This window comes from Pseudomonas sp. MWU16-30323, from assembly GCF_020515595.1.
GTDB classification, from domain to species: domain Bacteria; phylum Pseudomonadota; class Gammaproteobacteria; order Pseudomonadales; family Pseudomonadaceae; genus Aquipseudomonas; species Aquipseudomonas yamanorum.
This window is the reverse complement of record NZ_JAIWYM010000047.1, coordinates 1-21,370: the sequence shown is the minus strand read 5'-3', so window position 1 is coordinate 21,370 and position 21,370 is coordinate 1. Positions and strand designations below refer to the sequence as shown.

Annotated in this window: 20 protein-coding genes; 3 read left to right on the top strand and 17 right to left on the bottom strand. The window is 61.4% G+C overall.

Annotated features, from left to right (window positions below; translation table 11 throughout):
• Positions 1 to 118 precede the first annotated feature (118 nt).
• The gene (gene ppc / locus LIY45_RS29130; RefSeq protein ID WP_226478457.1) at positions 119 to 2,764 is read right to left on the bottom strand and encodes a phosphoenolpyruvate carboxylase; all 2,646 of its coding nucleotides are present in this window, start codon (positions 2,762 to 2,764) and stop codon (positions 119 to 121) included.
• A gap of 187 nt (positions 2,765 to 2,951) precedes the next feature.
• Here ppc and LIY45_RS29125 point away from each other — a divergent pair, with 187 nt between their 5' ends.
• From LIY45_RS29125 to LIY45_RS29115, 3 genes are all read left to right on the top strand, one after another.
• Positions 2,952 to 3,296 (top strand): hypothetical protein, encoded by a 345-nt coding sequence (locus LIY45_RS29125; RefSeq protein ID WP_010176787.1) that lies wholly within the window; start codon positions 2,952 to 2,954, stop codon positions 3,294 to 3,296.
• A gap of 284 nt (positions 3,297 to 3,580) precedes the next feature.
• Positions 3,581 to 4,009: a DUF4398 domain-containing protein gene (locus LIY45_RS29120; protein ID WP_226478456.1), complete on the top strand. Its 429-nt coding sequence runs from the start codon at positions 3,581 to 3,583 to the stop codon at positions 4,007 to 4,009.
• 55 nt (positions 4,010 to 4,064) lie between these two features.
• Positions 4,065 to 4,850 (top strand): OmpA family protein, encoded by a 786-nt coding sequence (locus tag LIY45_RS29115; protein ID WP_226478455.1) that lies wholly within the window; start codon positions 4,065 to 4,067, stop codon positions 4,848 to 4,850.
• 28 nt (positions 4,851 to 4,878) lie between these two features.
• Here the strand turns inward: LIY45_RS29115 and LIY45_RS29110 are convergent, their stop codons facing one another.
• The 16 genes from LIY45_RS29110 to LIY45_RS29035 all read right to left on the bottom strand — a co-directional run bounded on the left by LIY45_RS29110 (position 4,879) and on the right by LIY45_RS29035 (position 21,222).
• On the bottom strand, positions 4,879 to 5,085 hold the full coding sequence (locus LIY45_RS29110; protein WP_226478454.1) for a hypothetical protein: 207 nt from the start codon (positions 5,083 to 5,085) through the stop codon (positions 4,879 to 4,881).
• A gap of 219 nt (positions 5,086 to 5,304) precedes the next feature.
• Positions 5,305 to 5,610, bottom strand: coding sequence for a hypothetical protein (locus LIY45_RS29105; RefSeq protein ID WP_226478453.1), 306 nt, complete (start codon positions 5,608 to 5,610; stop codon positions 5,305 to 5,307).
• Positions 5,611 to 5,721: 111 nt separating this feature from the next.
• Positions 5,722 to 6,048 (bottom strand): hypothetical protein, encoded by a 327-nt coding sequence (locus LIY45_RS29100; RefSeq protein WP_003219233.1) that lies wholly within the window; start codon positions 6,046 to 6,048, stop codon positions 5,722 to 5,724.
• On the bottom strand, positions 6,045 to 6,950 hold the full coding sequence (locus LIY45_RS29095; protein ID WP_226478452.1) for an alpha/beta hydrolase: 906 nt from the start codon (positions 6,948 to 6,950) through the stop codon (positions 6,045 to 6,047). The genes LIY45_RS29100 and LIY45_RS29095 overlap by 4 nt, the downstream gene beginning before the upstream one ends.
• A gap of 157 nt (positions 6,951 to 7,107) precedes the next feature.
• The gene (locus LIY45_RS29090; RefSeq protein WP_017479451.1) at positions 7,108 to 8,385 is read right to left on the bottom strand and encodes a flavohemoglobin expression-modulating QEGLA motif protein; all 1,278 of its coding nucleotides are present in this window, start codon (positions 8,383 to 8,385) and stop codon (positions 7,108 to 7,110) included.
• 21 nt (positions 8,386 to 8,406) lie between these two features.
• Positions 8,407 to 8,955, bottom strand: a complete 549-nt coding sequence (locus tag LIY45_RS29085; RefSeq protein WP_226478451.1) for a hypothetical protein — start codon at positions 8,953 to 8,955, stop codon at positions 8,407 to 8,409.
• Between the two features lie 16 nt (positions 8,956 to 8,971).
• Complete coding sequence (locus LIY45_RS29080; RefSeq protein ID WP_177047402.1) at positions 8,972 to 9,688, bottom strand: TetR family transcriptional regulator; 717 nt, start codon at positions 9,686 to 9,688, stop codon at positions 8,972 to 8,974.
• A 151-nt stretch (positions 9,689 to 9,839) separates the two neighbouring features.
• The gene (gene lysS / locus LIY45_RS29075; RefSeq protein WP_017479453.1) at positions 9,840 to 11,342 is read right to left on the bottom strand and encodes a lysine--tRNA ligase; all 1,503 of its coding nucleotides are present in this window, start codon (positions 11,340 to 11,342) and stop codon (positions 9,840 to 9,842) included.
• An 80-nt stretch (positions 11,343 to 11,422) separates the two neighbouring features.
• A protein-coding gene (gene prfB / locus LIY45_RS29070) for a peptide chain release factor 2 (RefSeq protein ID WP_108083577.1) occupies positions 11,423 to 12,518 on the bottom strand; the annotation gives its coding sequence in 2 pieces (ribosomal slippage) (positions 11,423 to 12,445 and positions 12,447 to 12,518; 1,095 coding nt in all).
• 291 nt (positions 12,519 to 12,809) lie between these two features.
• Complete coding sequence (locus LIY45_RS29065) at positions 12,810 to 13,811, bottom strand: diguanylate cyclase (RefSeq protein ID WP_017479455.1); 1,002 nt, start codon at positions 13,809 to 13,811, stop codon at positions 12,810 to 12,812.
• 51 nt (positions 13,812 to 13,862) lie between these two features.
• Positions 13,863 to 14,873 carry a chemotaxis response regulator protein-glutamate methylesterase gene (locus LIY45_RS29060; RefSeq protein WP_017479456.1) on the bottom strand — a complete coding sequence of 337 codons (1,011 nt, stop codon included), beginning with the start codon at positions 14,871 to 14,873 and terminating at the stop codon, positions 13,863 to 13,865.
• Entirely contained in the window at positions 14,870 to 17,161 is a 2,292-nt protein-coding gene (locus tag LIY45_RS29055) for a hybrid sensor histidine kinase/response regulator (protein ID WP_226478450.1), read from the bottom strand. The genes LIY45_RS29060 and LIY45_RS29055 overlap by 4 nt, the downstream gene beginning before the upstream one ends.
• On the bottom strand, positions 17,158 to 17,844 hold the full coding sequence (locus tag LIY45_RS29050; RefSeq protein ID WP_017479458.1) for a chemotaxis protein CheW: 687 nt from the start codon (positions 17,842 to 17,844) through the stop codon (positions 17,158 to 17,160). The genes LIY45_RS29055 and LIY45_RS29050 overlap by 4 nt, the downstream gene beginning before the upstream one ends.
• Entirely contained in the window at positions 17,841 to 19,088 is a 1,248-nt protein-coding gene (locus LIY45_RS29045; RefSeq protein ID WP_226478449.1) for a protein-glutamate O-methyltransferase CheR, read from the bottom strand. The genes LIY45_RS29050 and LIY45_RS29045 overlap by 4 nt, the downstream gene beginning before the upstream one ends.
• On the bottom strand, positions 19,088 to 19,600 hold the full coding sequence (locus LIY45_RS29040; RefSeq protein ID WP_226478448.1) for a chemotaxis protein CheW: 513 nt from the start codon (positions 19,598 to 19,600) through the stop codon (positions 19,088 to 19,090). The genes LIY45_RS29045 and LIY45_RS29040 overlap by 1 nt, the downstream gene beginning before the upstream one ends.
• Positions 19,600 to 21,222, bottom strand: coding sequence for a methyl-accepting chemotaxis protein (locus LIY45_RS29035; RefSeq protein WP_226478447.1), 1,623 nt, complete (start codon positions 21,220 to 21,222; stop codon positions 19,600 to 19,602). The genes LIY45_RS29040 and LIY45_RS29035 overlap by 1 nt, the downstream gene beginning before the upstream one ends.
• Between the last annotated feature and the right edge of the window lie 148 nt (positions 21,223 to 21,370).

Sequence of the window (21,370 nt, the reverse complement as noted above, 5' to 3'; positions counted from 1 at the left end):
AAACCCGCGCCGCGCTGGCTTTATAGGCAGGTACAACCCTGACAGCAAAACGCCGGTCGCCTTTTTGACGGCGACCGGCGCGATGTATCTGCAAGCTATTGAGAACACGCCATAAATGTCAGCCGGTGTTGCGCAAACCAGCGGCAATACCGGCCACAGACACCAGCAGCGCCTGTTCCAGAGGGCTGTCCTGCGCCGCTTCCTGCTGCCGTGATCGGGCCAGTAATTCGGCCTGCAGCAGGTGCAACGGGTCCAGGTAGGTGTTGCGCAGGCGGATGAACTCCAGGGTATCGGGGCTGTGGGCCAGCAGTTGAGACTGGCCAGTCAGGCCAAGCACCACGCTGCACGCCTGCGACAATAGGTCGCGTAAGTGCGCCCCCAATGGCAGCAGATCGGGCTGCACCAGACGCTCGTCATACAGGCGGGCGATGTCGGCGTCGGCCTTGGCCAGCACCATTTCCAGCATATCGATGCGAGTGCGGAAGAACGGCCACTGCTCGCGCATCTGCCCCAGCAACTCGCCTTCGCCCCGCTCCAGGGCCTTGCTCAACGCCGCTTCCCAGCCGAGCCAGGCGGGCAGCATCAGGCGTGTCTGGGTCCAGCCGAAGATCCACGGGATCGCCCGCAGGCTTTCGATGCCGCCGGCCCGGCGCTTGGCCGGGCGACTGCCCAACGGCAAGCGGCCCAACTCCTGCTCCGGCGTGGACTGGCGGAAATACTCGACAAATTGCGGATTTTCCCGCACCACGGCGCGGTAAGCGCTGACACCGTCGGCGGCCAATTCGTCCATCAAGTGGCGCCAGGCCGGTTCCGGTGGTGGCGGTGGCAACAAGGTCGCCTCCAGCACCGCGGCCAGGTACAGGTTGAGGTTTTGTTCGGCGATGTCCGGCAGGCCGAACTTGAAGCGGATCATCTCGCCTTGTTCAGTGGTGCGGAAACGCCCCGCGACCGAACCCGGTGGCTGCGACAGGATCGCCGCGTGAGCCGGGCCGCCGCCACGGCCAACGGTGCCGCCGCGACCGTGGAACAACAACAGTTCGACTTGTTGTTCGCGGCAGATTTCCACCAACTGTTCCTGGGCCCGGTATTGCGCCCAGGCGGCGGCGGTAGTGCCCGCGTCCTTGGCCGAATCCGAGTAGCCGATCATCACTTCCTGCGGGCCTTGCAGGCGCGCGCGATAGCCCGGCAACAGCAGCAGTTTCTCGATCACCGGGCCTGCGTTGTCCAGGTCAGCCAGGGTCTCGAACAACGGCACCACCCGCATCGGCCGCTGTACGCCGGACTCCTTGAGCAGCAGTTGCACCGCCAATACATCCGACGCGGCGCCGGCCATGGAGATGACGTAGGAACCCAGGGACGCGGCAGGTGCGGCGGCGATTTCCTTGCAGGTGTTCAGCACTTCGGCGGTGTCTGCCGACGGCTTGAAGTAACCCGGCAACAAGGGCCGACGGTTGGCCAGTTCCTTCATCAGGAAACGGATGCGCGCCTCTTCGTCCCAATCCTCGTAACGGCCGAGGCCCAGGTAATCGGTGATTTCGGTCATGGCCGCGCAGTGGCGGGTGGAATCCTGACGTACGTCGAGGCGCACCAGGAACAGGCCAAACGTCACCGCCCGGCGCAGGCAGTCCAGCAGCGGGCCGTCGGCAATCACGCCCATGCCGCAGGTGTGCAGCGACTCGTAGCACAGCTCCAGCGGCTCGAGCAGCTCGCGGTTGTTTTGCAGCACGTCGGCAGACGCCGGCGTGGTGCTGGTCAACGAGGTCTGGGCCCATTGGCGTGTGGCGCGCAGGCGCTCACGCAATTGCTTGAGCAGCGCCCGGTAAGGTTCGACGCTGTCCCCCACCTTGGCCTGCAACGCCGGGCTGGCTTGTTGCATCGACAGCTCGGAGGCCAGGTGGTCGATATCGCGCAAGTACAGGTCAGCGGCCATCCAGCGCGCGAGCAACAACACTTCACGGGTGACCGGCGCAGTGACGTTGGGGTTGCCGTCGCGGTCGCCGCCCATCCAGGAAGCAAAGCGAATCGGCGCGGCCTCCAGGGGCAGACGCAGGCCAGTCGCGGCATGCAAGGCGTGATCGGCCTTGCGCAGATAATTCGGGATGGCGTGCCACAGCGAATGCTCGATCACCGCGAAGCCCCACTTGGCTTCGTCTACGGGCGTGGGCCGGGTGCGGCGGATTTCTTCGGTGTGCCAGGCTTCGGCGATCAGGCGTTGCAGGCGATTGCGGATCTGCTCGCGCTCGGCGGTGGTGAGGTCGCGGTGATCCTGCAGGGCCAATTGTGCGGCGATGGCGTCGTATTTCTGGATCAGGGTGCGACGGGCGACTTCGGTGGGGTGAGCGGTGAGCACCAGTTCGATTTCCAGCCGACCCAACTGGCGCGCCAGGGATTCGCTGCTGTGGCCTTCGCTTTGCAAGCGCGCCAGCAGTTCCGGCAGTACCCGTGACTCAAACGGCGCAGGCGTTGATTCATCGCGGCGGTGGATCAACTGGTACTGCTCGGCGATATTGGCCAGGTTGAGAAACTGGTTGAAGGCCCGCGCCACCGGCAGCAGTTCATCTTCTTTCAGTTGATTGAGGCTGGCGCTCAGCTCTTCGCCGGCCACCTGCTCCGAGGCCGCGCCACGGCGGTCGGCCTTGGCGCCTTTGCGGATCTGCTCGATCTTGTCGAGGAATTCATCGCCGTACTGCTCTCGAATCGTGTTGCCCAACAGCTCACCCAGCAGGTGAACATCCTCACGCAAACGTGCATCGATATCGCTCATCAGCCAATCTCCAGCAGAAAATCCGGGACGCTTTGATCCTCAAGAGTGCCGCCCACGGCGACGTCTTACAAGGAACTTTAAACCTTGTGAGTTGCAGCTAGTCTCAACAGTAAGCCGCAGCGTTATCCGCGCTGGCCGGCTGGTCACTCATCATCGCCCGCCTACCGTGGGCTCCATTGAGGTTGCCATGAAAATCCGAGAACTGGCCCAGCATTGGGAAGAAAACGCCAAGGGTCGTCTGACCAAAACCGAATACGCCATCCATCTGGACGTGGAAGCCGCTGCCAGACTGGCGGCGATTTCCGAGATGTACCCCAAACGCCATACCGAAGAACTGCTCGGCGAGTTGATCGGCGCAGCCCTCGAAGAGCTGGAAGCGAGCTTCCCCTACATCAAGGGCAAGCAGGTGATTGCCACCGATGAGGAAGGCGATCCGCTGTACGAAGACGTCGGCCCAACACCACGGTTTCTCACGCTGTCACGGCGTTATCTGCACGACTTGTCAGCTCAGTCCGACAAGCAGAAACACTAGTAAACCTCCGTTTCAAAACCCTTAACCCCCCGTATTCAGGGCCTCCCATAGGCCCTGGATACCGCTGCGCCGTGCAAAAGTTCCAACTTTTAAACGCTGACCAATCAGTCAAATATTTTTTTAGGCAAATCGCCATCTTCGCTGAACTATTCAAAAAAGCCTCCGGTCACAGCCAGTAAGCCATCACTTGGAACAGCCGTTTGAATAGGCGTCCTGAGCTAACCACCGGCCCCCGCAGACACTGCAAGCCGGAGATGGATTTGATGTTTTTCAGGAGTTACCTAATGGAGTTGAAGACGATGAAGACCAGCACTGCCAAAACCTCGTTTAACCACCTGCGCGGGCTTAAATTGGCCGCGCTGGCAATCGGCACCAGCTTCGTACTGGCTGGCTGCGCCGGCAACCCGCCGAGCGAGCAGTACGCTGTCACCCAATCTGCGGTGAACAGCGCTGTCAGCGCCGGCGGTACCGAGTTCGCAGCCGTGGAGATGAAGTCTGCCCAGGACAAACTGAAGCAAGCTGAAATCGCCATGCACGACAAGAACTATGACGAGGCCCGTCGCCTGGCCGAGCAATCCGAGTGGGACGCTCGCGTAGCAGAGCGTAAAGCCCAGGCTGCCAAGGCCCAACAGGCTTTGAAGGATTCCCAGAAAGCTGTTCAGGAGCTGCGTCAGGAAGGCATGCGCCCGGCTGTTATCAAGCCGCAGCAATAAGCCGCTACCCCTGATTGCATTGCACCCGAAACCGAATTGAAAGGACGACACGATTATGCGTAAACAATTGATGATCCCTGCCCTGCTGGCAATGAGCGTTGCTCTGGCGGCTTGCTCCACCCCGCCGAACCAGAACCTGGAAAACGCTCGGACCAACTTCTCGGCCCTGCAAGCCAACCCGCAAGCTACCAAAGTAGCGGCGCTGGAAACCAAAGACGCCAGCGACTGGCTGGACAAGGCTGACAAGGCCTACCGCGACAAGGAAGACCAGAAGAAGGTCGACCAACTGGCCTACCTGACCAACCAGCGCGTTGAAGTGGCCAAAGACACCATCGTCCTGCGTGAGTCCGAAGCCAAGCTGAAAAACGCTGGCGACGAACGTGCCCGCGCCCTGCTGGATGCCCGTGACGCGCAGATCAAGCAACTGCAAGACAGCTTGAACGCCAAGCAAACCGATCGCGGCACACTGGTGACGTTTGGTGACGTGCTGTTCGCCACCAACAAGTCGGACCTGAAGTCCAGCGGCCTGGTGAATATCACCAAACTGGCGCAGTTCCTGCGCGATAACCCGGACCGTAAAGTGATTGTCGAAGGCTACACCGACAGCACCGGTTCCGACTCGTACAACCAGAGCCTGTCCGAGCGCCGCGCCGCTTCTGTACAGCGCGCACTGGCTAACCAAGGTGTGGATATCTCGCGCATCGTGACCCAAGGCTATGGCAAGGAATACCCGGTTGCCGACAACAGCAGCGTTTCGGGCCGCGCCATGAACCGTCGCGTTGAAGTGACCATCTCCAACGACAACCAGCCGGTCAAGCCACGTTCTTCGATGGCCAACTGATCGATTGATGCTGGAAAAAAAACCCACGTTACTGTGGGTTTTTTTTCGGGTCGTCGAACCGGACAGGTCGGTTGGTATCCTCGGCGGGGAGTTCTATCTTCCCGCCATAGTCATGTTCCGACAGCTTGTCGAGCAAGTGCTTGAGCTTATGATCCTCGGCGTCGAGCATTTCCAGCTTCTCGTGCCCCCTGAGCATGTCCACCATGTTGCTTATTGCAGCAATAGTTATCGCCACCTTCTCGTCCCAATTTGTGCAAGTACATCGCTTTCTGTGGTTTCTTAGGCAATACGGTTCCAGAGAGTCCTATCATGAACCCGCCCGTAACAGCGCGCTGCCCACGCCGTCACCGACCGACCGGTTGTAGCAGCATGAAGAATCCCGCCAATTGGCGGGATTCTTTTATGGGCAGACCTAAGGATCACGAGGTCTTAGCGCGTTTCAAAAACATTGGGATCAGAAGGTTGCTTGCGCCGGGTTGTTTTGCGACACGGCGTTTATCTTGTTACCACCGCCTTGGTCACCGCCCTGCTGTTGAGCACCCTGCCCCTTGAGGTTTGACAGCTCTTCCATCAGTTTCTTGATCAGTTCCTCAATGTTTTCGCCGCCCCCTGCCCCCTGCGCGCCACCGCCCCCGCCCGCTTTGGAAGCTTGGTTCTTCAGTTGCTGAATCTGTTGCTCCAATTGCTGAATGCGCAAATTATCGCCTCCTGCACCCGCAGCATTGGAAGAAGATGTGTTGCTCGAGATGGGACTTGTCATATGGCTGACTCCAAAATAAGTAGTAGATATAACTGAACAGCGCCACTGGCCTGTGCAGAATCTGTGGTAAACCACTTAAAACGGTTCCAGATCTTTCCCACTTCATTCGTACTACTGTTCCAATTGTGGCGTTTCCTGGCCCATGCAACGCACCGCCTGTTTCTTGCTGTTGACCAGTACGCCGGTCAGGCCTTTCTGTTCGGTATCAAATAACACCAGCACGCCATCGACGCACTGCGCTACTTGGGCAGCGGGGGTCAGGGAGATTTTGTAGTCCTCGCCCGGCACGGTCTTGAGCATGGTGAAGTCGCTGAGCAGCAACGCGTCCTCGGGCTTGGCGAAGTGCAAATAGCCGTAGTACCACAGGCAGCCGACGGTACCGATAATGGTGCCGATGCCGGTGAGGATCAGGGGGATCATGTTGCGTTCTTCGCTCATTGCGGGTTCTCTGCGTTGGAATTCGGGGCCGCCGGGTAATTGGGGATTTCCCCCAGGCGGCGCAGCCCATTGAAGTGCTGTGGGTCGTCGAGGTAGCGCAGCATCACGGTTTGCCAGGTCTTGTCGGCAAAGGTCTGCACGTGCCCACCCCGGGTCAGTTGCAGCACCCTCGGTGGCGGCGCAGCTTGATACAAGCGGATGCCGTTGGACAGCGGCACGATCGGATCGTCGAGGCTGTGAAACAACAACTTCGGCACCCCGGTCAGCCGGGGCATGGCGTTGATCGCACTGTCGGCGTCCGGCACCAGCCACGACAACGGCACCTGAAACGGCCATGTTAGCCAGGAGGTGCTGAGGGCGAATTGTCCTACGTCACGATAACTGGCCGGCACACCGTCCAGCACCAGTGCCTTGAGTTGTGGCTGACGTTCGGGATGCTCTGCCAGATAGTGCACCACCAGCGCACCGCCCAGGCTTTGGCCCAGCACGATCAACGGCTGGCCCTGGGTTTCGGGGGCGTTGTCGATCCACTTGAAGGCGGCGTCGATGTCCTGGTAAACCGCCGGCAGCGAAGCTTCACCTTCGGACAGGCCGTAACCGCGATAGTCCAGCAGCAGCACTTGATAGCCCTGTTCCGGCAGCCACCAACTGCCACCGAGGTGCCAGGCGAGGTTGCCGCCATTGCCGTGCAGGTGCAGCACCGTGCCTTTGAGCGGCACACCGGCCTTGGCCGGCAGCCACCAGGCGTGCAGCTTGAGGCCATCGGCGGTGGTCAATGTGACGTCACGGTATTGCAGGTGGGCCTTTTCCGGGGTGAACGGCATGCCGCGCTCCGGGTAAAACAGCAGGGAGCTGCAGCCGTTCAGGGTCAGTAGCAGGCAAAGAATGCCGAGGATTCTCATCCGTTGAAGCCTCGTGAATGGGTTGGAATAGCGTCCCATGGCTAATGGAGATCAACTGTGGGAGCTGGCTTGCCTGCGATAACGGGGTTGGATTCACCATCGCCATCGCAGGCAAGCCAGCTCCCACATTTTGACCCGGTTCCTTCAGGGAAATCCCTTAAAGGATATTGGAGTAATCCGCCTCGATCCGGTCCAGGCTCAAATGGTTGAGGAAGTTGGAGAAACACATCCACGCCGCCAACGCATTCATGTCGCGGAACTGATCCGGCAGGTATTTGGGAGGTACCACCAGGCCTTCGTCCACCAGTTGGCGCAGGGTGCGCATGTCTTCCAGGGTGGTCTTGCCGCAGAACAGCAGCGGCACTTGCTCCAGCTTGCCTTTGCGTACGGCCAGCTGAATGTAGTTGTAAACCATGATAAAGCCCTTGAGGTAGGACAAATCCTTGGTAAACGGCAGACCCGTAGGCGTCGACCCACGGAAAACCCGGCTGGCGTTGCCGTAGCTTTCCGCCATCTCAAAGCCCTGCTCACGGAAGAACTCGAACACCTGCAAGAAATCGGCACCCTGCTCCACCATATGAATGGCGCGGGTGCGGTTGGTCAGCTTGCGCAGGCGGCTGGGGTAGGAGGCGAAGGTGATGATTTCCATCAGGATCGCCAGGCCTTCCTGGGTCACCGTCGACGAGGGCGGCCCCTTGGACAGGAAGGTGCAGATCGGCTGGTTCTGGCCATTGAGGGTGGTGCCCACGTGCACCAGGCCTTCATGGACCTCCAGGGCACGCACGTCGCGGTCGTTGAACATCGCGTCGGCGCGGATCTTGATGTAGTCGGCGCCTGCCGCTGCGTCCGCCACGATGCCGTCGGACTCGAACACCCGAATGGTTTCCTCGGCCTCGCCGAACACCTTGTTCAGGCGGCTTTGCAGCAGGTTGACGGCGTCCTTGGCGGTCAGGGTCTTGGCTTCGTCCTTGAGGTCGCCACGGCCATCAATATTGTTCAGGTAGTCCGACATCATCAGACCCAAATCGGCCAGGGTCGGGTCACCGGCGTGGAACGCATCGGAGGCGGCGCCGTAGAGCTCCTGGGAGATCAAGCCGAAATCCTCGGTGCCGCGGGCTTCGAGCATGCGCACCACCATGCGGTATTCCTTGCACATGCGCCGCATGATCTGCCCGACCGGGTTGAACTGGCCCAGTTGGCGGGTGATGTCACGCTCGATGTTCTGGAACTCCAGCTTCACTGCGCTGGAATCGAACGACAGCGGTCGATTCAGGTAGTAATCGCGGTCCACCGCCGGCATTTCCTTGCCCTTGGCCTTGAGGAATCCCTGGCGAATATTCTCGTCCCATTTCACGGCGTCGAGGACGCGAATCGGTGTTTGCGCCAGCACAATGCGATCGGACAAGGTGCGTATCGTCTGCTGGTAATCGTCCACCCGGTACTTCCTCTTTAAACGTTATTTGCTCGCACGCTGGTAGCGCACGGCTTCGACGAACACGTCGGCATTGGCCGGGTCATCCAGGTAGGCAAACACCTGGGCCATGGAGCTGTTGATCAATACGCCGTCGCCTTCGACGGTTTCGACAGTGCTGCCACTAAGGACTTTCTGGCCGACAGCCTGCTGGATCTGGTCCAGGTCGAGGTTGTAGACCACCAATTCGTGTTCATCGTTGAGCTCGAAGCCTGCCAGGATGAAATGCCCGCCAAACTTCGCCGGCAGCGGCGCCGACCAATACCAGCGGCTGCCATGGCGGGAAACCGTGAACGGGTATTCATCACGTTGGCCCGGCTTGGCTTTAGGGTAGCTCACGGCTTTGTAGCGATGTTCGCCCACACGGCTGATTTGCAGGTTGAGCGGCTCGCCCCAGGCATTTTTGCTGGCCCATCGGCCTAGCAGACCATCAGGCGCCGCCTCGCTGGCCGGCAACGGGTCCTTGAAGGTCACCAGGCAACCACTGAGCAACAGGAACGACAAGGCGATCACAACGACACGCCAGGCTTTCATTGGACACTCCCCAGTGTCAGACCGAAGCCAACACCAAATGCATGTAACGCTTGAGGATCTCAAGCATTTCGTCGCTGGTCAGAGGCTCTGCACCGCCCAGCAGGCCCTGATATTCCATCCGACCGATAATCGCCGTCAACACTTTGGCATCCTGTTGCGGTTCCCGCGAACCCAATACCTGGAAAAACTGGCAAGTGCCCTGCAACAGGATTTGCTGGTGGGAGCGTACCAACTCGGCCAGGCGCGGGTTCAGCAGCGCTTCCTGGCGAAACGCCTGCTCGGCCATAAGATGCTCGCGGCGGTTGAGCAATTGGCGCTGCACGTAATCGGCGGTCAGGCGTGCGATGTCATCGGCCAGTTGCGAGCGGGACTGCGGGCTGCCGTCGCCATAAGCGACCATCTCCCGCAGCAGCCCTTCGTTACGCACCCACAACTTGCCCATGAACGCCGCACTGCGCTCCACGTATTGGGCGAAGGTGTCGGTGAGCAGGTCGTCGATGTCCTTGAAGTAATAGGTGGTGGCCGACAATGGCACCCCGGCCTCTGCCGCCACCGCCCGATGACGCACGGCGCGCACGCCTTCCCGCACCACGATGCGCATCGCCGCATCGAGAATGTCCTGCCGGCGTTGCTCACTGCCCCGGCGACTGGCCTTGCGGCCCTGGTACTGAACACTTTCAGCCACGGCAGCGGCGATGCCGGCAGCACCCTTTTGAGCCATTACGCGGTTCACGATGGATCTTCCTTTCAGGGTGACGCGGAGCGTCACGGGCTGCGTTCCCACGCAGAGCGCGGGGACGATCATCTGGCGCTGTTAGCTTGACGCTTAAATACGCCACATAAAAAAGCCGCCTTATAAAAGGCGGCTCAGGATTTCGCTACGGTTACGCTTGTGGCCGCATGTGCGGGAACAAGATCACGTCACGGATCGACGGCGAGTTGGTCAGCAGCATCACCAACCGGTCGATGCCGATCCCTTCACCGGCGGTAGGCGGCATGCCGTATTCCAGGGCACGAACGAAGTCGGCGTCGTAGTGCATCGCCTCGTCGTCACCGGCGTCCTTGTCGGCCACCTGGGCCATGAAGCGCTCGGCCTGGTCTTCCGCGTCGTTCAGCTCGGAGTAGGCGTTGGCGATTTCACGGCCACCGATGAACAGCTCGAAACGGTCGGTGACGTTCGGGTTGTCATCGTTGCGACGGGCCAGCGGCGACACTTCGAACGGGTACTGGGTAATGAAGTGCGGCTGTTCCAGCTTGTGCTCAACCAGCTCTTCGAAAATCATCACCTGCAGTTTGCCCAGGCCTTCGAAGCCCAGCACCTTGGCGCCGGCTTTCTTGGCGATGGCGCGGGCCTTGTCGATGTCGGTCAGGTCGTCGGCGGTCAGCTCAGGGTTGTACTTGAGGATCGAATCGAACACCGACAGGCGCACGAACGGCTCGCCGAAGTGGAACACCTTGTCGCCGTAAGGCACGTCGGTGGAACCCAGGACCAACTGCGCCAGTTCGCGGAACAGTTCTTCGGTCAGGTCCATGTTGTCTTCGTAGTCGGCGTAGGCCTGGTAGAACTCCAACATGGTGAATTCAGGGTTGTGACGAGTCGAAACGCCTTCGTTACGGAAGTTGCGGTTGATCTCGAACACTTTCTCGAAGCCGCCAACCACCAGGCGCTTGAGGTACAACTCCGGCGCGATACGCAGGAACATTTCCAGGTCCAGCGCATTGTGGTGGGTTTCGAAAGGCTTGGCTGCGGCACCACCGGGGATGGTTTGCAGCATCGGCGTTTCCACTTCCAGGAAGTCACGCTTCATCAGGAAGCTGCGGATGTGGGCGATCACTTGCGAGCGCACGCGGAACGTCTGGCGCACGTCTTCGTTGACGATCAGGTCAACGTAGCGCTGGCGGTAACGCTGCTCGGTGTCGGTCAGGCCGTGGTGCTTGTCCGGCAGCGGGCGCAGCGACTTGGTCAACAGGCGCACGCTGGTCATTTCAACGTACAGGTCGCCCTTGCCGGAACGGGCCAGGGTGCCTTCGGCGGCAATGATGTCGCCCATGTCCCAGGTTTTCACCGAGGCCAGGGTTTCTTCAGACAGGGTTTTACGGTTGACGTAGACCTGAATCCGACCGGTCATGTCCTGGATCACCATGAACGAGCCACGGTTGAGCATGATACGACCTGCCACCTTGACCGGGATCGCAGCCTCTGCCAGCTCTTCCTTGGTCTTGTCCGCGTACTGTTTCTGCAAGGCATCGCAGTAGTTTTCGCGGCGGAAGTCGTTGGGGAAGGCATTGCCCTTGGCGCGCTCGGCAGCAAGCTTTTCCTTGCGCAGGGCGATCAGGGAGTTTTCTTCCTGTTGCAGGGCTTGCGGGTCGAGTTGTTGGTCGCTCATGTCTTTTGAAATTCCATCACAGGTTCGTTGCCCCCGGCCTGCGGCCGGGGATCGCCGGCAAGCCGGCTCCTACAGAGTCTTTACAGGCCAGATTTCAGGCTGGCTTCCAGGTATTCGTCGATATCGCCGTCGAGCACCTTGTCGCAGTCGCTGCGTTCGATGTTGGTCCGCAGATCCTTGATCCGCGACGCATCAAGCACATACGAACGGATCTGGTGACCCCAGCCGATATCCGACTTGGTGTCTTCCAGCGCCTGGGACGCGGCGTTACGTTTCTGCATTTCCTGCTCGTACAACTTGGCCCGCAGCATTTTCATGGCGGTGTCCTTGTTCGCGTGCTGGGAACGTTCGTTCTGGCAGCTGACCACGGTGTTGGTCGGTACGTGGGTAATACGTACGGCCGAGTCGGTGGTGTTTACGTGCTGGCCACCGGCACCGGAGGAACGGTAGGTGTCGATGCGCAGGTCTGCCGGGTTGATCTCGATTTCCACCTTGTCGTCGATCTCTGGCGAGACGAAAACGGCGGAGAACGAGGTATGGCGACGGTTGCCGGAGTCGAACGGGCTCTTGCGCACCAGGCGGTGAACACCGATCTCGGTCCGCAGCCAGCCAAAGGCGTATTCGCCCTTGATGTGCACGGTCGCGCCTTTGATACCGGCCACTTCACCGGCCGACAGCTCCATGATGGTGGCGTCGAAACCGCGTTTGTCAGCCCAGCGCAGGTACATGCGCAACAGGATGTTGGCCCAGTCCTGGGCTTCGGTGCCGCCGGAACCGGCCTGGATGTCCAGGTAGGCGTTGTTCGGGTCCATTTCATGGCTGAACATGCGGCGGAATTCGAGCTTGGCGAGGTTTTCCTCGAGACGGGCCAGCTCGGCGACGACATCGCCCGCTGCGCCTTCGTCGTTTTCTTCGACGGCCATGTCCAGCAGGTCGCGGCAATCGGCCAGGCCGGTGTTCAATTCGTCGAGGGTTTCAACGATCTGTGCCAGCGCAGCGCGCTCGCGGCCCAGTTCCTGGGCGTATTCAGGTTTGTTCCAGACAGCCGGATCTTCAAGCTCGCGATTGACTTCAGTCAGACGCTCATGCTTTTGATCGTAGTCAAAGATACCCCCGAATAGTTTCGGAGCGCTCGGACAGGTCCTTGATGGTGTTAAGGATCGGGTTGATTTCCATGGCGGGCAGCACTCGTTGGCGAACTTTTGAAAGCCGACGAGTATAACGACAAACGGCTGGTAACGGCAGTCCGCTTGGCCGAAAAGGCGGGGTTGCATCATCAAATGCGAGTTCAAGAGACCCCTGTGGCGAGGGAGCTTGCTCCCGCTGGGCTGCGCAGCAGCCCCTTGCAATGTCACTGCGGTGTGTCAGGCGGTACTTGGTGATGGTCTGGGGCTGCTTCGCAGCCCAGCGGGAGCAAGCGCCCTCGCCACAGCAAGCGCTGTCCCGACAACCAGCGTTTTGCCGTGGTTATTCGATCCCCACCTGATTGCGCCCATTGTGCTTGGCCAGGTACAAGCCCTTGTCCGCCAACGAGATCAATTGCCGGCAATCGGTGCCCTGCACCGGGGTCATGGTCGCCAAACCGATACTGATGGTCAGGCTCGCCCCTTCTGCCGGGGCAATGTGCGGGATTTTCAGGCCCGCCACCGCCTGGCGCAGTTTCTCGGCCACCAGCCGCGCACCGCCCGGAGAGGTGTTCGGCAGCACCAGGGCAAACTCTTCACCGCCGTAACGCGCCGGCAAATCCGAAGGACGGCTACTGGCATCACGAATGGTCGCCGCCACCTTGCGCAAAGCCTCGTCGCCCTCCAGGTGGCCGAAGCTGTCGTTGTAGGTCTTGAAGAAGTCCACGTCGATCATCAGCAGCGACAGCTGGGTCTGGTCACGCATGGCACGGCGCCACTCCAGCTCCAGGTATTCGTCGAAATGCCGGCGATTGGACAGCCCGGTCAGGCCGTCGGAGTTCATCAGCCGTTGCAGCACCAGGTTGGTGTCCAGCAGCTGTTGTTGGCTGACCCGCAGCGCCCGGTAGGCTGCGTCCCGCTGCAACAGGGTCATGTAGGAGCGCGAGTGGTAACGGATGCGCGCCACCAGTTCGATGTTATCCGGCAGCTTGACCAGGTAATCGTTGGCCCCGGCGGCAAAGGCTGCGCTCTTGATCAGCGGGTCTTCCTTGGTGGAGAGCACGATGATCGGGATGTTCTGCGTCGCCGGGTGATTACGGTATTCGCGCACCAGGGTCAGGCCGTCGAGCCCCGGCATCACCAGGTCCTGCAGGATCACCGTCGGTTTGATACGGATCGCCTGGGCAATGGCCTGGTGCGGGTCGGCGCAGAAATGGAAGTCGATGTTGTCTTCATGGGCCAGGCCCCGGCGTACGGCTTCGCCGATCATGGCCTGGTCGTCGACGAGCAACACCATGGCGGCGTTTTCGTCGGTCTTGAAGTCGTCGAGCTGTAAATCATTCATTTACGGTCACCTGAATTACTACCTGCAGGCCAGGACAGCGTGTGATATCGGTCATTTTGCGAATACTTCCAGCAATCGTGGCGCAATTCTGTCCAATGGGCGAATTTCAACAGCCGCGTCGATCGCCGCTGCCGCTTTGGGCATGCCGTAAACAGCACAGCTTTGCTGGTCCTGCGCGATGGTCAGGTAGCCTTGCTGACGCATCAATTTAAGTCCCTGGGCGCCATCACGGCCCATCCCGGTCAGCAGCACGCCGACGGCATCGCCATTCCAGTGGCTGGCGACGCTCTCGAAAAACACGTCGATGGACGGCCGGTAAATCTCGTTCACAGGCTCGGCGGTGTAGGCCAGCGTGCCGTTCTTCAGCAGACGGATATGATGGTTAGTGCCCGCCAGCAACACGACGCCACTTTGGGGCGGCTCGCCTTCCCGAGCCAGGCGCACCGGCAGGCCAGAGGCGCTGCTCAGCCATTCGGCCATGCCAGCGGCGAACACCTGGTCCACATGCTGCACCAGCACAATGGCCGGCGAAAAGTCCCGGGGCAAGCCCTTGAGCAGGGATTCCAGGGCAGCCGGGCCACCGGCGGACGAACCAATGGCCACCAGGCTCTGGCGTTTGCCCATGGTTCGCTGGGGCGCAGGCTCGGCCCGCACGCGGCTGCCACGCTGGCCGATCAGCCAGCCGATGTTGAGGATCTTGCGCAGCAACGGCGCCGCGGCGTCCTTCGGGTTACCCACCCCCAGCGCGGGGGTGTCGACCACGTCCAGGGCACCATGCCCCATGGCTTCAAACACACGGCTGACGTTGGCCTGCCGGTCGACAGTGACGATAAGAATCGCGCAAGGGCTCTCGGCCATGATCTGCCGGGTGGCTTCCACGCCGTCCATCACCGGCATGATCAGGTCCATCAGAATCAGGTCGGGGGTCAGTTCGGCGCAGCGCTGCACCGCCTCCAGGCCATTGTTGGCGACCCACACCACTTCATGGGCCGGTTCAAGACTCAGCGCCCGGCGCAAGGCTTCCACAGCCATGGGCATGTCATTGACGATCGCAATCCTCATGCCCGGGCTCCTCCAATCAGCTCTACCACCGCGTCCAACAGCGCGTCGTCATGGAAGCTGGCCTTGGCTAGATAATAGTCGGCGCCGGCGTCCAGTCCACGGCGGCGGTCTTCTTCCCGATCTTTGTAGGAAACAACCATCACCGGCAGGGATTGCAGGCGAGTATCACGGCGCAAGAGTGTGACCAATTCAATACCGTCCATGCGAGGCATATCAATGTCAGTGATCAACAGGTCGAAGTCTTCGGAGCGCAGCGCGTTCCAGCCATCCATGCCATCGACCGCCACGGCCACTTCGTAACCGCGATTAAGTAACAATTTGCGTTGCAGCTCGCGCACGGTCAGTGAGTCATCCACCACCAGAATACGCTTGCGCGCCGCTTCCTGGGTTTGCTGGGCTCGTCGGGCGATGCGCTCCAGACGACCGGTATTAAGGAGCTTGTCCACCGAGCGCAGCATGTCTTCAACGTCGACGATCAGCACCACCGAGCCATCATCGAGCAAGGCACCGGCGGAGATGTCCTGGACCTTGCCCAACCGGGCATCCAGGGGCAACACCACCAGCGTGCGCTCGCCGATAAAACGCTCCACGGCAATCCCGTAGACCGCATCGCGCTCGCGGATCACCACGACCTTGAGGGTTTCCTGATTGCCCTGTCCCGGTGGACGCTGCAGCAACTGGCTGGCAGCGACCAGGCCGACATGCCGGCCTTCGTGCCAGAAATGCTGGCGGCCTTCCAATTGCACGATGTCGTCGGGGGCCAGGTCACACATGCGTTCGATGTGGGCCAGCGGGAAGGCGTAGGCCTCTTCGCCGACCTCCACCACCAGGCTGCGCACCACCGACAGGGTCAACGGCACTTCCAGGTGGAAGCGACTGCCCTGCCCCGCCGTCTGCTCCAGCACCACCGCACCGCGCAACTGGCGGACCATATGCTGCACCGCATCCAGGCCGACCCCGCGCCCGGAGACCTCGGTGACTTTGTCCCGCAGGCTGAAGCCCGGCAGAAACAGGAACGTCAGCAGTTCCTCTTCGCTCAGGCGCAAGGCGGTTTCCACTGGCGACAGATTCCGGTCGACGATGGTGCTGCGCAGGCGTTCCAGGTCGACACCGTTGCCGTCGTCGCTCAGTTCCAGCACCAGCAGGCCGGCCTGGTGGGACGCTCGCAGGCGGATCAAGCCTTCGGCAGGTTTGCCGGCCAACAAGCGTTGCTCGGGCATTTCGATGCCGTGGTCGACGGCATTGCGTAATAAGTGAGTCAGCGGCGCTTCAAGCTTTTCCAGTACGTCGCGGTCGACCTGGGTCTTCTCGCCTTCGATTTCCAGGCGTACCTGTTTACCGAGGCTGCGGCCGAGGTCCCGGACCATGCGCACCTGCCCGGCCAGTACGTCGGCAAACGGCCGCATGCGGCACGCCAGCGCAGTGTCGTACAAGACTTGGGCGCGCTGCCCGGCCTGCCAGCCGAACTCATCGATTTCGGCGGTTTTTTCCGCGAGCAACGCCTGGGCTTCGCTCAACAGGCGGCGCGTGTCAGCCAGGGCTTCCTGGGCTTCCAGGCTCAGCTCAACGGTCTTGAGATGGCCGTCGAGGTTTTCCAGGGCGCGGGCACTGTTGCTCTGGATGCGCTTGAGGCGTTGCAAACTGGCCAGATATGGCTTGAGCCGCTGGGTTTCCACCAGGGATTTGCTGGACAGGTCTAACAGGCTGTTCAAGCGTTCGGCGGTAACCCGCAATACCCGCTCGCCGCCTTCGGTCATGGGCTTGCTCTGGCGTGGCTGCTCGGCACTGACGGGCGCCGCGGGTTCGGGCTCCGGCGGCAGGGTCAGCAGCGCTTCCATCGACAGTTCAGGTTCTGGCACGGGTGTGGGTGGTGGCGCAGCGGGCGGTGATACTTTTTGCGACGGGTCGAGCAACCGCTCCATCAGCGCCACGTAGGACTCGATGTCCGCCGGGCCAACGGTATTGCCCGGCGTGGCGATGCGCATCAGCAAATCCGTGCCTTGCAGCAACGCATCGATATGTTCGGGCAGCAGGTACAGCCGGCTTTCCTGGGCGCTGACCAGGCAATCTTCCATCACGTGGGCGACGCTGACACCCGCGTCCACCCCGACAATCCGCGCCGCGCCCTTCAGGGAATGGGCGGCGCGCATGCAGGCTTCGAGCTGGTCGGCCTGGGTCGGGTTGCGCTCCAGGGCCAGCAAGCCGGCGCTGAGCACCTGGGTCTGGGCGTCGGCTTCCAGGCTGAACAGTTCCAGCAGCGAGGCATCGCGCATCTGGTCGGGGGTCATGTGAGGCTCCGGGTCACGGCAGACAACAATTGCGCCTCGTCCAGCCAGCGCAGGCTGCGGCCTTTCCACTGCAACACGCCTTGGGTATAGCGGGCGCTGGCCTGGGTGCCCGAGGCAGACGCCGCGTTCAAGGTGCGCTCATCAATGGCATGGATGCCGTCCACTTCGTCCACCGGCACCACCACCGGGCCGTCCTGCGCCGCGATGATCAGCATGCGCGGCATGATTCGCCCGCCACTGGGCCCGCTGCTGGTGTCGTCCAGCCCCAGCAACTCCACCAGGGACAGGCACGCCACCAGCGCGCCACGCACATTGGCCACGCCCAACAAGGCGCGGGAACGCTGATGGGGCAAGGAATGGATCGGTTGCAGCGGCGCCACTTCCACCAGGCAGCGGGTGGCGATGCCCAGCCATTCTTCACCGAGGCGGAACATCAATAGCGAACGGGTGACCACATCACGTTCGACTTCCGGCGCCGCTACGTGACGATGATCGTCCTGCTGCAAGGCGTAGCGGTCGAGCAGGCGCGTGGCGGCGGCGGAATACACCGAGCAGTTGCGGCAGTGAATGTGCTCGGCCAGCAACGGGCAAGACTTGTCGCCGTGGATGCCGATGCGGTTCCAGCAGTCGTCGATGGCTTGGGTGTCGGCCAGGGCCAGGTTCAGCGCGGTATCCAGGGTCATTGTTTACGCTCACTGCGGGCGGCACGGGCCTGCAAACGGCGGGCGCCGGCGACATCGCCCTGGGACTCAAGCAACGCGGCCAAGTGCATCAAGGCCTGCGAGTGCTGGGGTTCCAGGTACAAGGCTTTTCGGTAATACCCCTGGGCTTCCAGGGCACTGCCGGCCACATCGCTGAGCAGGCCCAGCCAATAAAACACCTGGGCCGCCGGCGGATGGCTCTGCAAATAACGCTCGCAGGCGGCACGGGCCTCCAGGCTTTTGCCTTCATTGGCCAGGGTCGCAATCTGGCTGAGCAGATCGGCCGCGTCCGACTGTGGGGGCGCCGGCTTGATCGGCACCACCTGGGCACTGAGGGTGCTGAACGGCCGGGGCCTGGTCGGGATAGGCGCGGCACTGCGCTGAGGGATCGGCGCGGGCAGCGGCACAAATACCGGCTCAGGCGCCGGTTCAGCGTGGCGACTGAAGGCAAACGACTGCGGCACACCAATCGAGCGCATGCCCAGGCGCCCCAGCAGGCTGCCCTCGGCAGGCCCGATAAACAGCACGCCGTCGACGTGGGTCAGGCCCTTGAGCACTTCAAACACCTGCTTCTGGGTTGGCTGGTCGAAGTAGATCAGCAGGTTGCGGCAGAACACGAAATCGTAGGTGGGCTCATTGGCCAGCAGCGTGGGGTCCAGCAGGTTGCCCACTTGCAGGCGCACTTGCTCGCGTACCCGGTCGGCAATTCGGTAGCCGTCGGTTTGCTCGGTAAAGTGGCGATCGCGGAACTCGATGTCCTGGCCGCGAAACGAATTCTTGCCGTACACCCCGCGACGGGCACGCTCCACCGACAGCGGGCTGACGTCCATGCCCTGCACCTTGAACTGATGCGGCGCCAGACCGACGTCAAGCAAGGCCATGGCAATCGAATAGGGTTCTTCGCCGGTGGAACACGGCAGGCTGAGGATCCGCAGGGCCCGCATGTGCTTGATTTCGGCCAGGCGTGCGACCGCCAGCCGACCCAGGGTGGCGAAGGACTCGGGGTAACGGAAAAACCAGGTCTCGGGGACGATCACCGCTTCGATCAGCGCTTGCTGTTCGTCGGTGGAGGCCAGCAACTGTTTCCAGTATTGGTCTGCGGTCTGTGCATTCAGTGACAGGCTGCGTTGGCGTACGGCACGCTCGATGATCGCTTCGCCCACCGAGGCAACATCGAGGCCGATGCGTTCTTTCAGGAAGTCGAAGAAGCGTTGATCACTGCTCATCAATCCTCCTCGCCGGCGGCAAACAGCAGCGCCTGCACATCAGCCGTCAGCAGGTCGGCCACGCCAATCCACTGCATCAATCCCTGCTCGTCTTCGCGTACCGGGCCCAGGTAACGTGCCTGGCGGTTGTCCAGGCCGTAGGGCTGGAACTCCGCGGGATCACAACGCAGGGTATCGGTGGCCTGTTCGAGGATCAGCCCCAGCCAGCGCGCCGGAATGACTGCATCCGGCTGATAATTGACCAGCACCAGACGCGTACTGGTGCGGGCCTGGGCCGGTGTACCGAAGGTCAGGGCACTGAGGTCGATCACCGGCACCATCGCCCCGCGGTGGGCAAAGATCCCGGCGACCCACACAGGCGCATGGGCAATGGGCTTGAGCGGCAGGCGCGGCAGCACCTCGGCCACTTCCGTGGCCTTGAGGGCATAGCGTTCATTGCCGATGTGAAACACCAGGAACAGTGCTTTTTTCACTGCCGCAACGGCACCGCGTTTAGCCGCGAGGTCGCTCATCAGACTTTGAAACGCGACACGCCGCTGCGCAGGCCGACCGCGACCTGGCTCAACTCGTCGATGGCAAAGCTGGCCTGGCGCAAAGACTCCACGGTCTGGCTGCTGGCATCCCCCAACTGCACCAGCGCATGGTTGATCTGCTCGGCGCCGGTGGCCTGGGCCTGCATGCCTTCATTGACCATCAACACCCGCGGCGCCAAGGCCTGCACCTGGTGGATGATCTGCGACAGCTGCTCGCCCACTTGCTGCACTTCGAACATGCCACGGCGCACTTCTTCGGAGAACTTGTCCATGCCCATCACCCCGGCCGACACCGCCGACTGGATCTCGCGCACCATCTGCTCGATGTCATAAGTAGCGACGGCGGTCTGGTCGGCCAGGCGCCGCACTTCAGTGGCCACTACGGCAAAACCGCGACCGTATTCACCGGCCTTCTCGGCCTCGATGGCGGCGTTGAGGGACAGCAGGTTGGTCTGGTCGGCGACCTTGACGATGGTGACCACCACCTGGTTGATGTTGCCGGCCTTCTCATTGAGGATCGCCAGCTTGGCATTCACCAGGTCGGCGGCGCCCATCACCGAGTGCATGGTTTCTTCCATGCGCGCCAGGCCTTGCTGGCCGGAACCGGCGGCTACCGAGGCCTGGTCGGCAGCGGTGGAGACCTCGGTCATGGTGCGGACCAAATCCTTGGAAGTGGCCGCGATCTCCCGGGAAGTAGCGCCGATTTCCGTAGTGGTTGCAGCGGTTTCCGTGGCGGTGGCCTGTTGTTGCTTGGAAGTGGCGGCAATCTCGGTGACCGAGGTGGTGACCTGTACCGAGGAGCGCTGGGCCTGGGATACCAGGGCGGTGAGTTCGGTCATCATGTCGTTGAAGCCGGTTTCCACTGCGCCGAATTCGTCTTTGCGTTCGAGGTTCAGGCGTTTGCTCAGGTCGCCGGTGCGCATGATTTCGAGGATGTCGACGATGCGTTTCATCGGCGCCATGATCGCGCGCATCAGCAGCAGGCCACAGAGGCCGGCGGCGAGGATCGCGAGGATCAGTGAGACGCCCATGCTGATTTTTGCAGCGGACACGGCGTCGTCGATGGCATTGGTGGCGCGGTCGGCGACGCTTTTGTTTTCGGTGATGATGTCGTTGAGCTTCATGCGGCCTGCGGTCCAGGTCGGGGTCAGCTCTTCATCGAACACTTTGCGGGCGGCGGCGATGTCATTGCGTTGCAGGTTGTCCGTTACGGTGGCCAATGCCTTGTTATAGGCCTGGTGCAGGGCTTCGAATTTATCGAACTCGGCCTGATCTTCGCTGCCGTTGATGGTTGCCTTGTAATTGGCCATTTGCGTGAGGATGCGGGCTTCGAAGGCCTTGTAGTCGGCCTTGTCGGCATCGGTGAGTGTCTTGTCTTTGCGCAGGCCAATGATGTCGAGGGTGTCGAGGTAGCTGTCGACCCAGGCGCTGCGGATCATCGAACTGAGGTAGACCCCGGGGACTGCGTCGTCGCGGACTGACTCTTCGCCAGCCTCGATCTTCAACAGGCGTGAATACGAGACCACTACCATCAGCAGCATGATCGCGATGATGACCGCAAAGCTTGCCAATATCCGTTGGCGCAAGGTCCAGTTCTTCACAGTAATTCCTCGAGGGCCATTCAAATGGAGGGGAGTATAGCTGAGCGGGTGCCATCATTAATCAATGGGTTGTGGGATCTGGGTCACGCGCGGGGGGGAAAGTTTTCTTTGGGGGGGCATATCCGTTGCTGCGGTAACGGCGGCTTAG

Excerpts from the sequence above, each read along its gene's own strand:
- LIY45_RS29095 (WP_226478452.1), bottom strand. The coding sequence starts at position 6,950 with ATGAGAATCCTCGGCATTCTTTGCCTGCTACTGACCCTGAACGGCTGC.
- LIY45_RS29060 (WP_017479456.1), bottom strand. The coding sequence starts at position 14,873 with ATGAGGATTGCGATCGTCAATGACATGCCCATGGCTGTGGAAGCCTTG.
- lysS (WP_017479453.1), bottom strand. The coding sequence starts at position 11,342 with ATGAGCGACCAACAACTCGACCCGCAAGCCCTGCAACAGGAAGAAAAC.
- LIY45_RS29120 (WP_226478456.1), top strand. The coding sequence starts at position 3,581 with ATGGAGTTGAAGACGATGAAGACCAGCACTGCCAAAACCTCGTTTAAC.
- LIY45_RS29040 (WP_226478448.1), bottom strand. The coding sequence starts at position 19,600 with ATGAGCGACCTCGCGGCTAAACGCGGTGCCGTTGCGGCAGTGAAAAAA.
- ppc (WP_226478457.1), bottom strand. The coding sequence starts at position 2,764 with ATGAGCGATATCGATGCACGTTTGCGTGAGGATGTTCACCTGCTGGGT.
- LIY45_RS29085 (WP_226478451.1), bottom strand. The coding sequence starts at position 8,955 with ATGAAAGCCTGGCGTGTCGTTGTGATCGCCTTGTCGTTCCTGTTGCTC.
- LIY45_RS29100 (WP_003219233.1), bottom strand. The coding sequence starts at position 6,048 with ATGAGCGAAGAACGCAACATGATCCCCCTGATCCTCACCGGCATCGGC.
- LIY45_RS29065 (WP_017479455.1), bottom strand. The coding sequence starts at position 13,811 with ATGAATGATTTACAGCTCGACGACTTCAAGACCGACGAAAACGCCGCC.
- LIY45_RS29115 (WP_226478455.1), top strand. The coding sequence starts at position 4,065 with ATGCGTAAACAATTGATGATCCCTGCCCTGCTGGCAATGAGCGTTGCT.
- LIY45_RS29045 (WP_226478449.1), bottom strand. The coding sequence starts at position 19,088 with ATGAGCAGTGATCAACGCTTCTTCGACTTCCTGAAAGAACGCATCGGC.
- LIY45_RS29055 (WP_226478450.1), bottom strand. The coding sequence starts at position 17,161 with ATGACCCCCGACCAGATGCGCGATGCCTCGCTGCTGGAACTGTTCAGC.
- LIY45_RS29105 (WP_226478453.1), bottom strand. The coding sequence starts at position 5,610 with ATGACAAGTCCCATCTCGAGCAACACATCTTCTTCCAATGCTGCGGGT.
- LIY45_RS29125 (WP_010176787.1), top strand. The coding sequence starts at position 2,952 with ATGAAAATCCGAGAACTGGCCCAGCATTGGGAAGAAAACGCCAAGGGT.
- LIY45_RS29050 (WP_017479458.1), bottom strand. The coding sequence starts at position 17,844 with ATGACCCTGGATACCGCGCTGAACCTGGCCCTGGCCGACACCCAAGCC.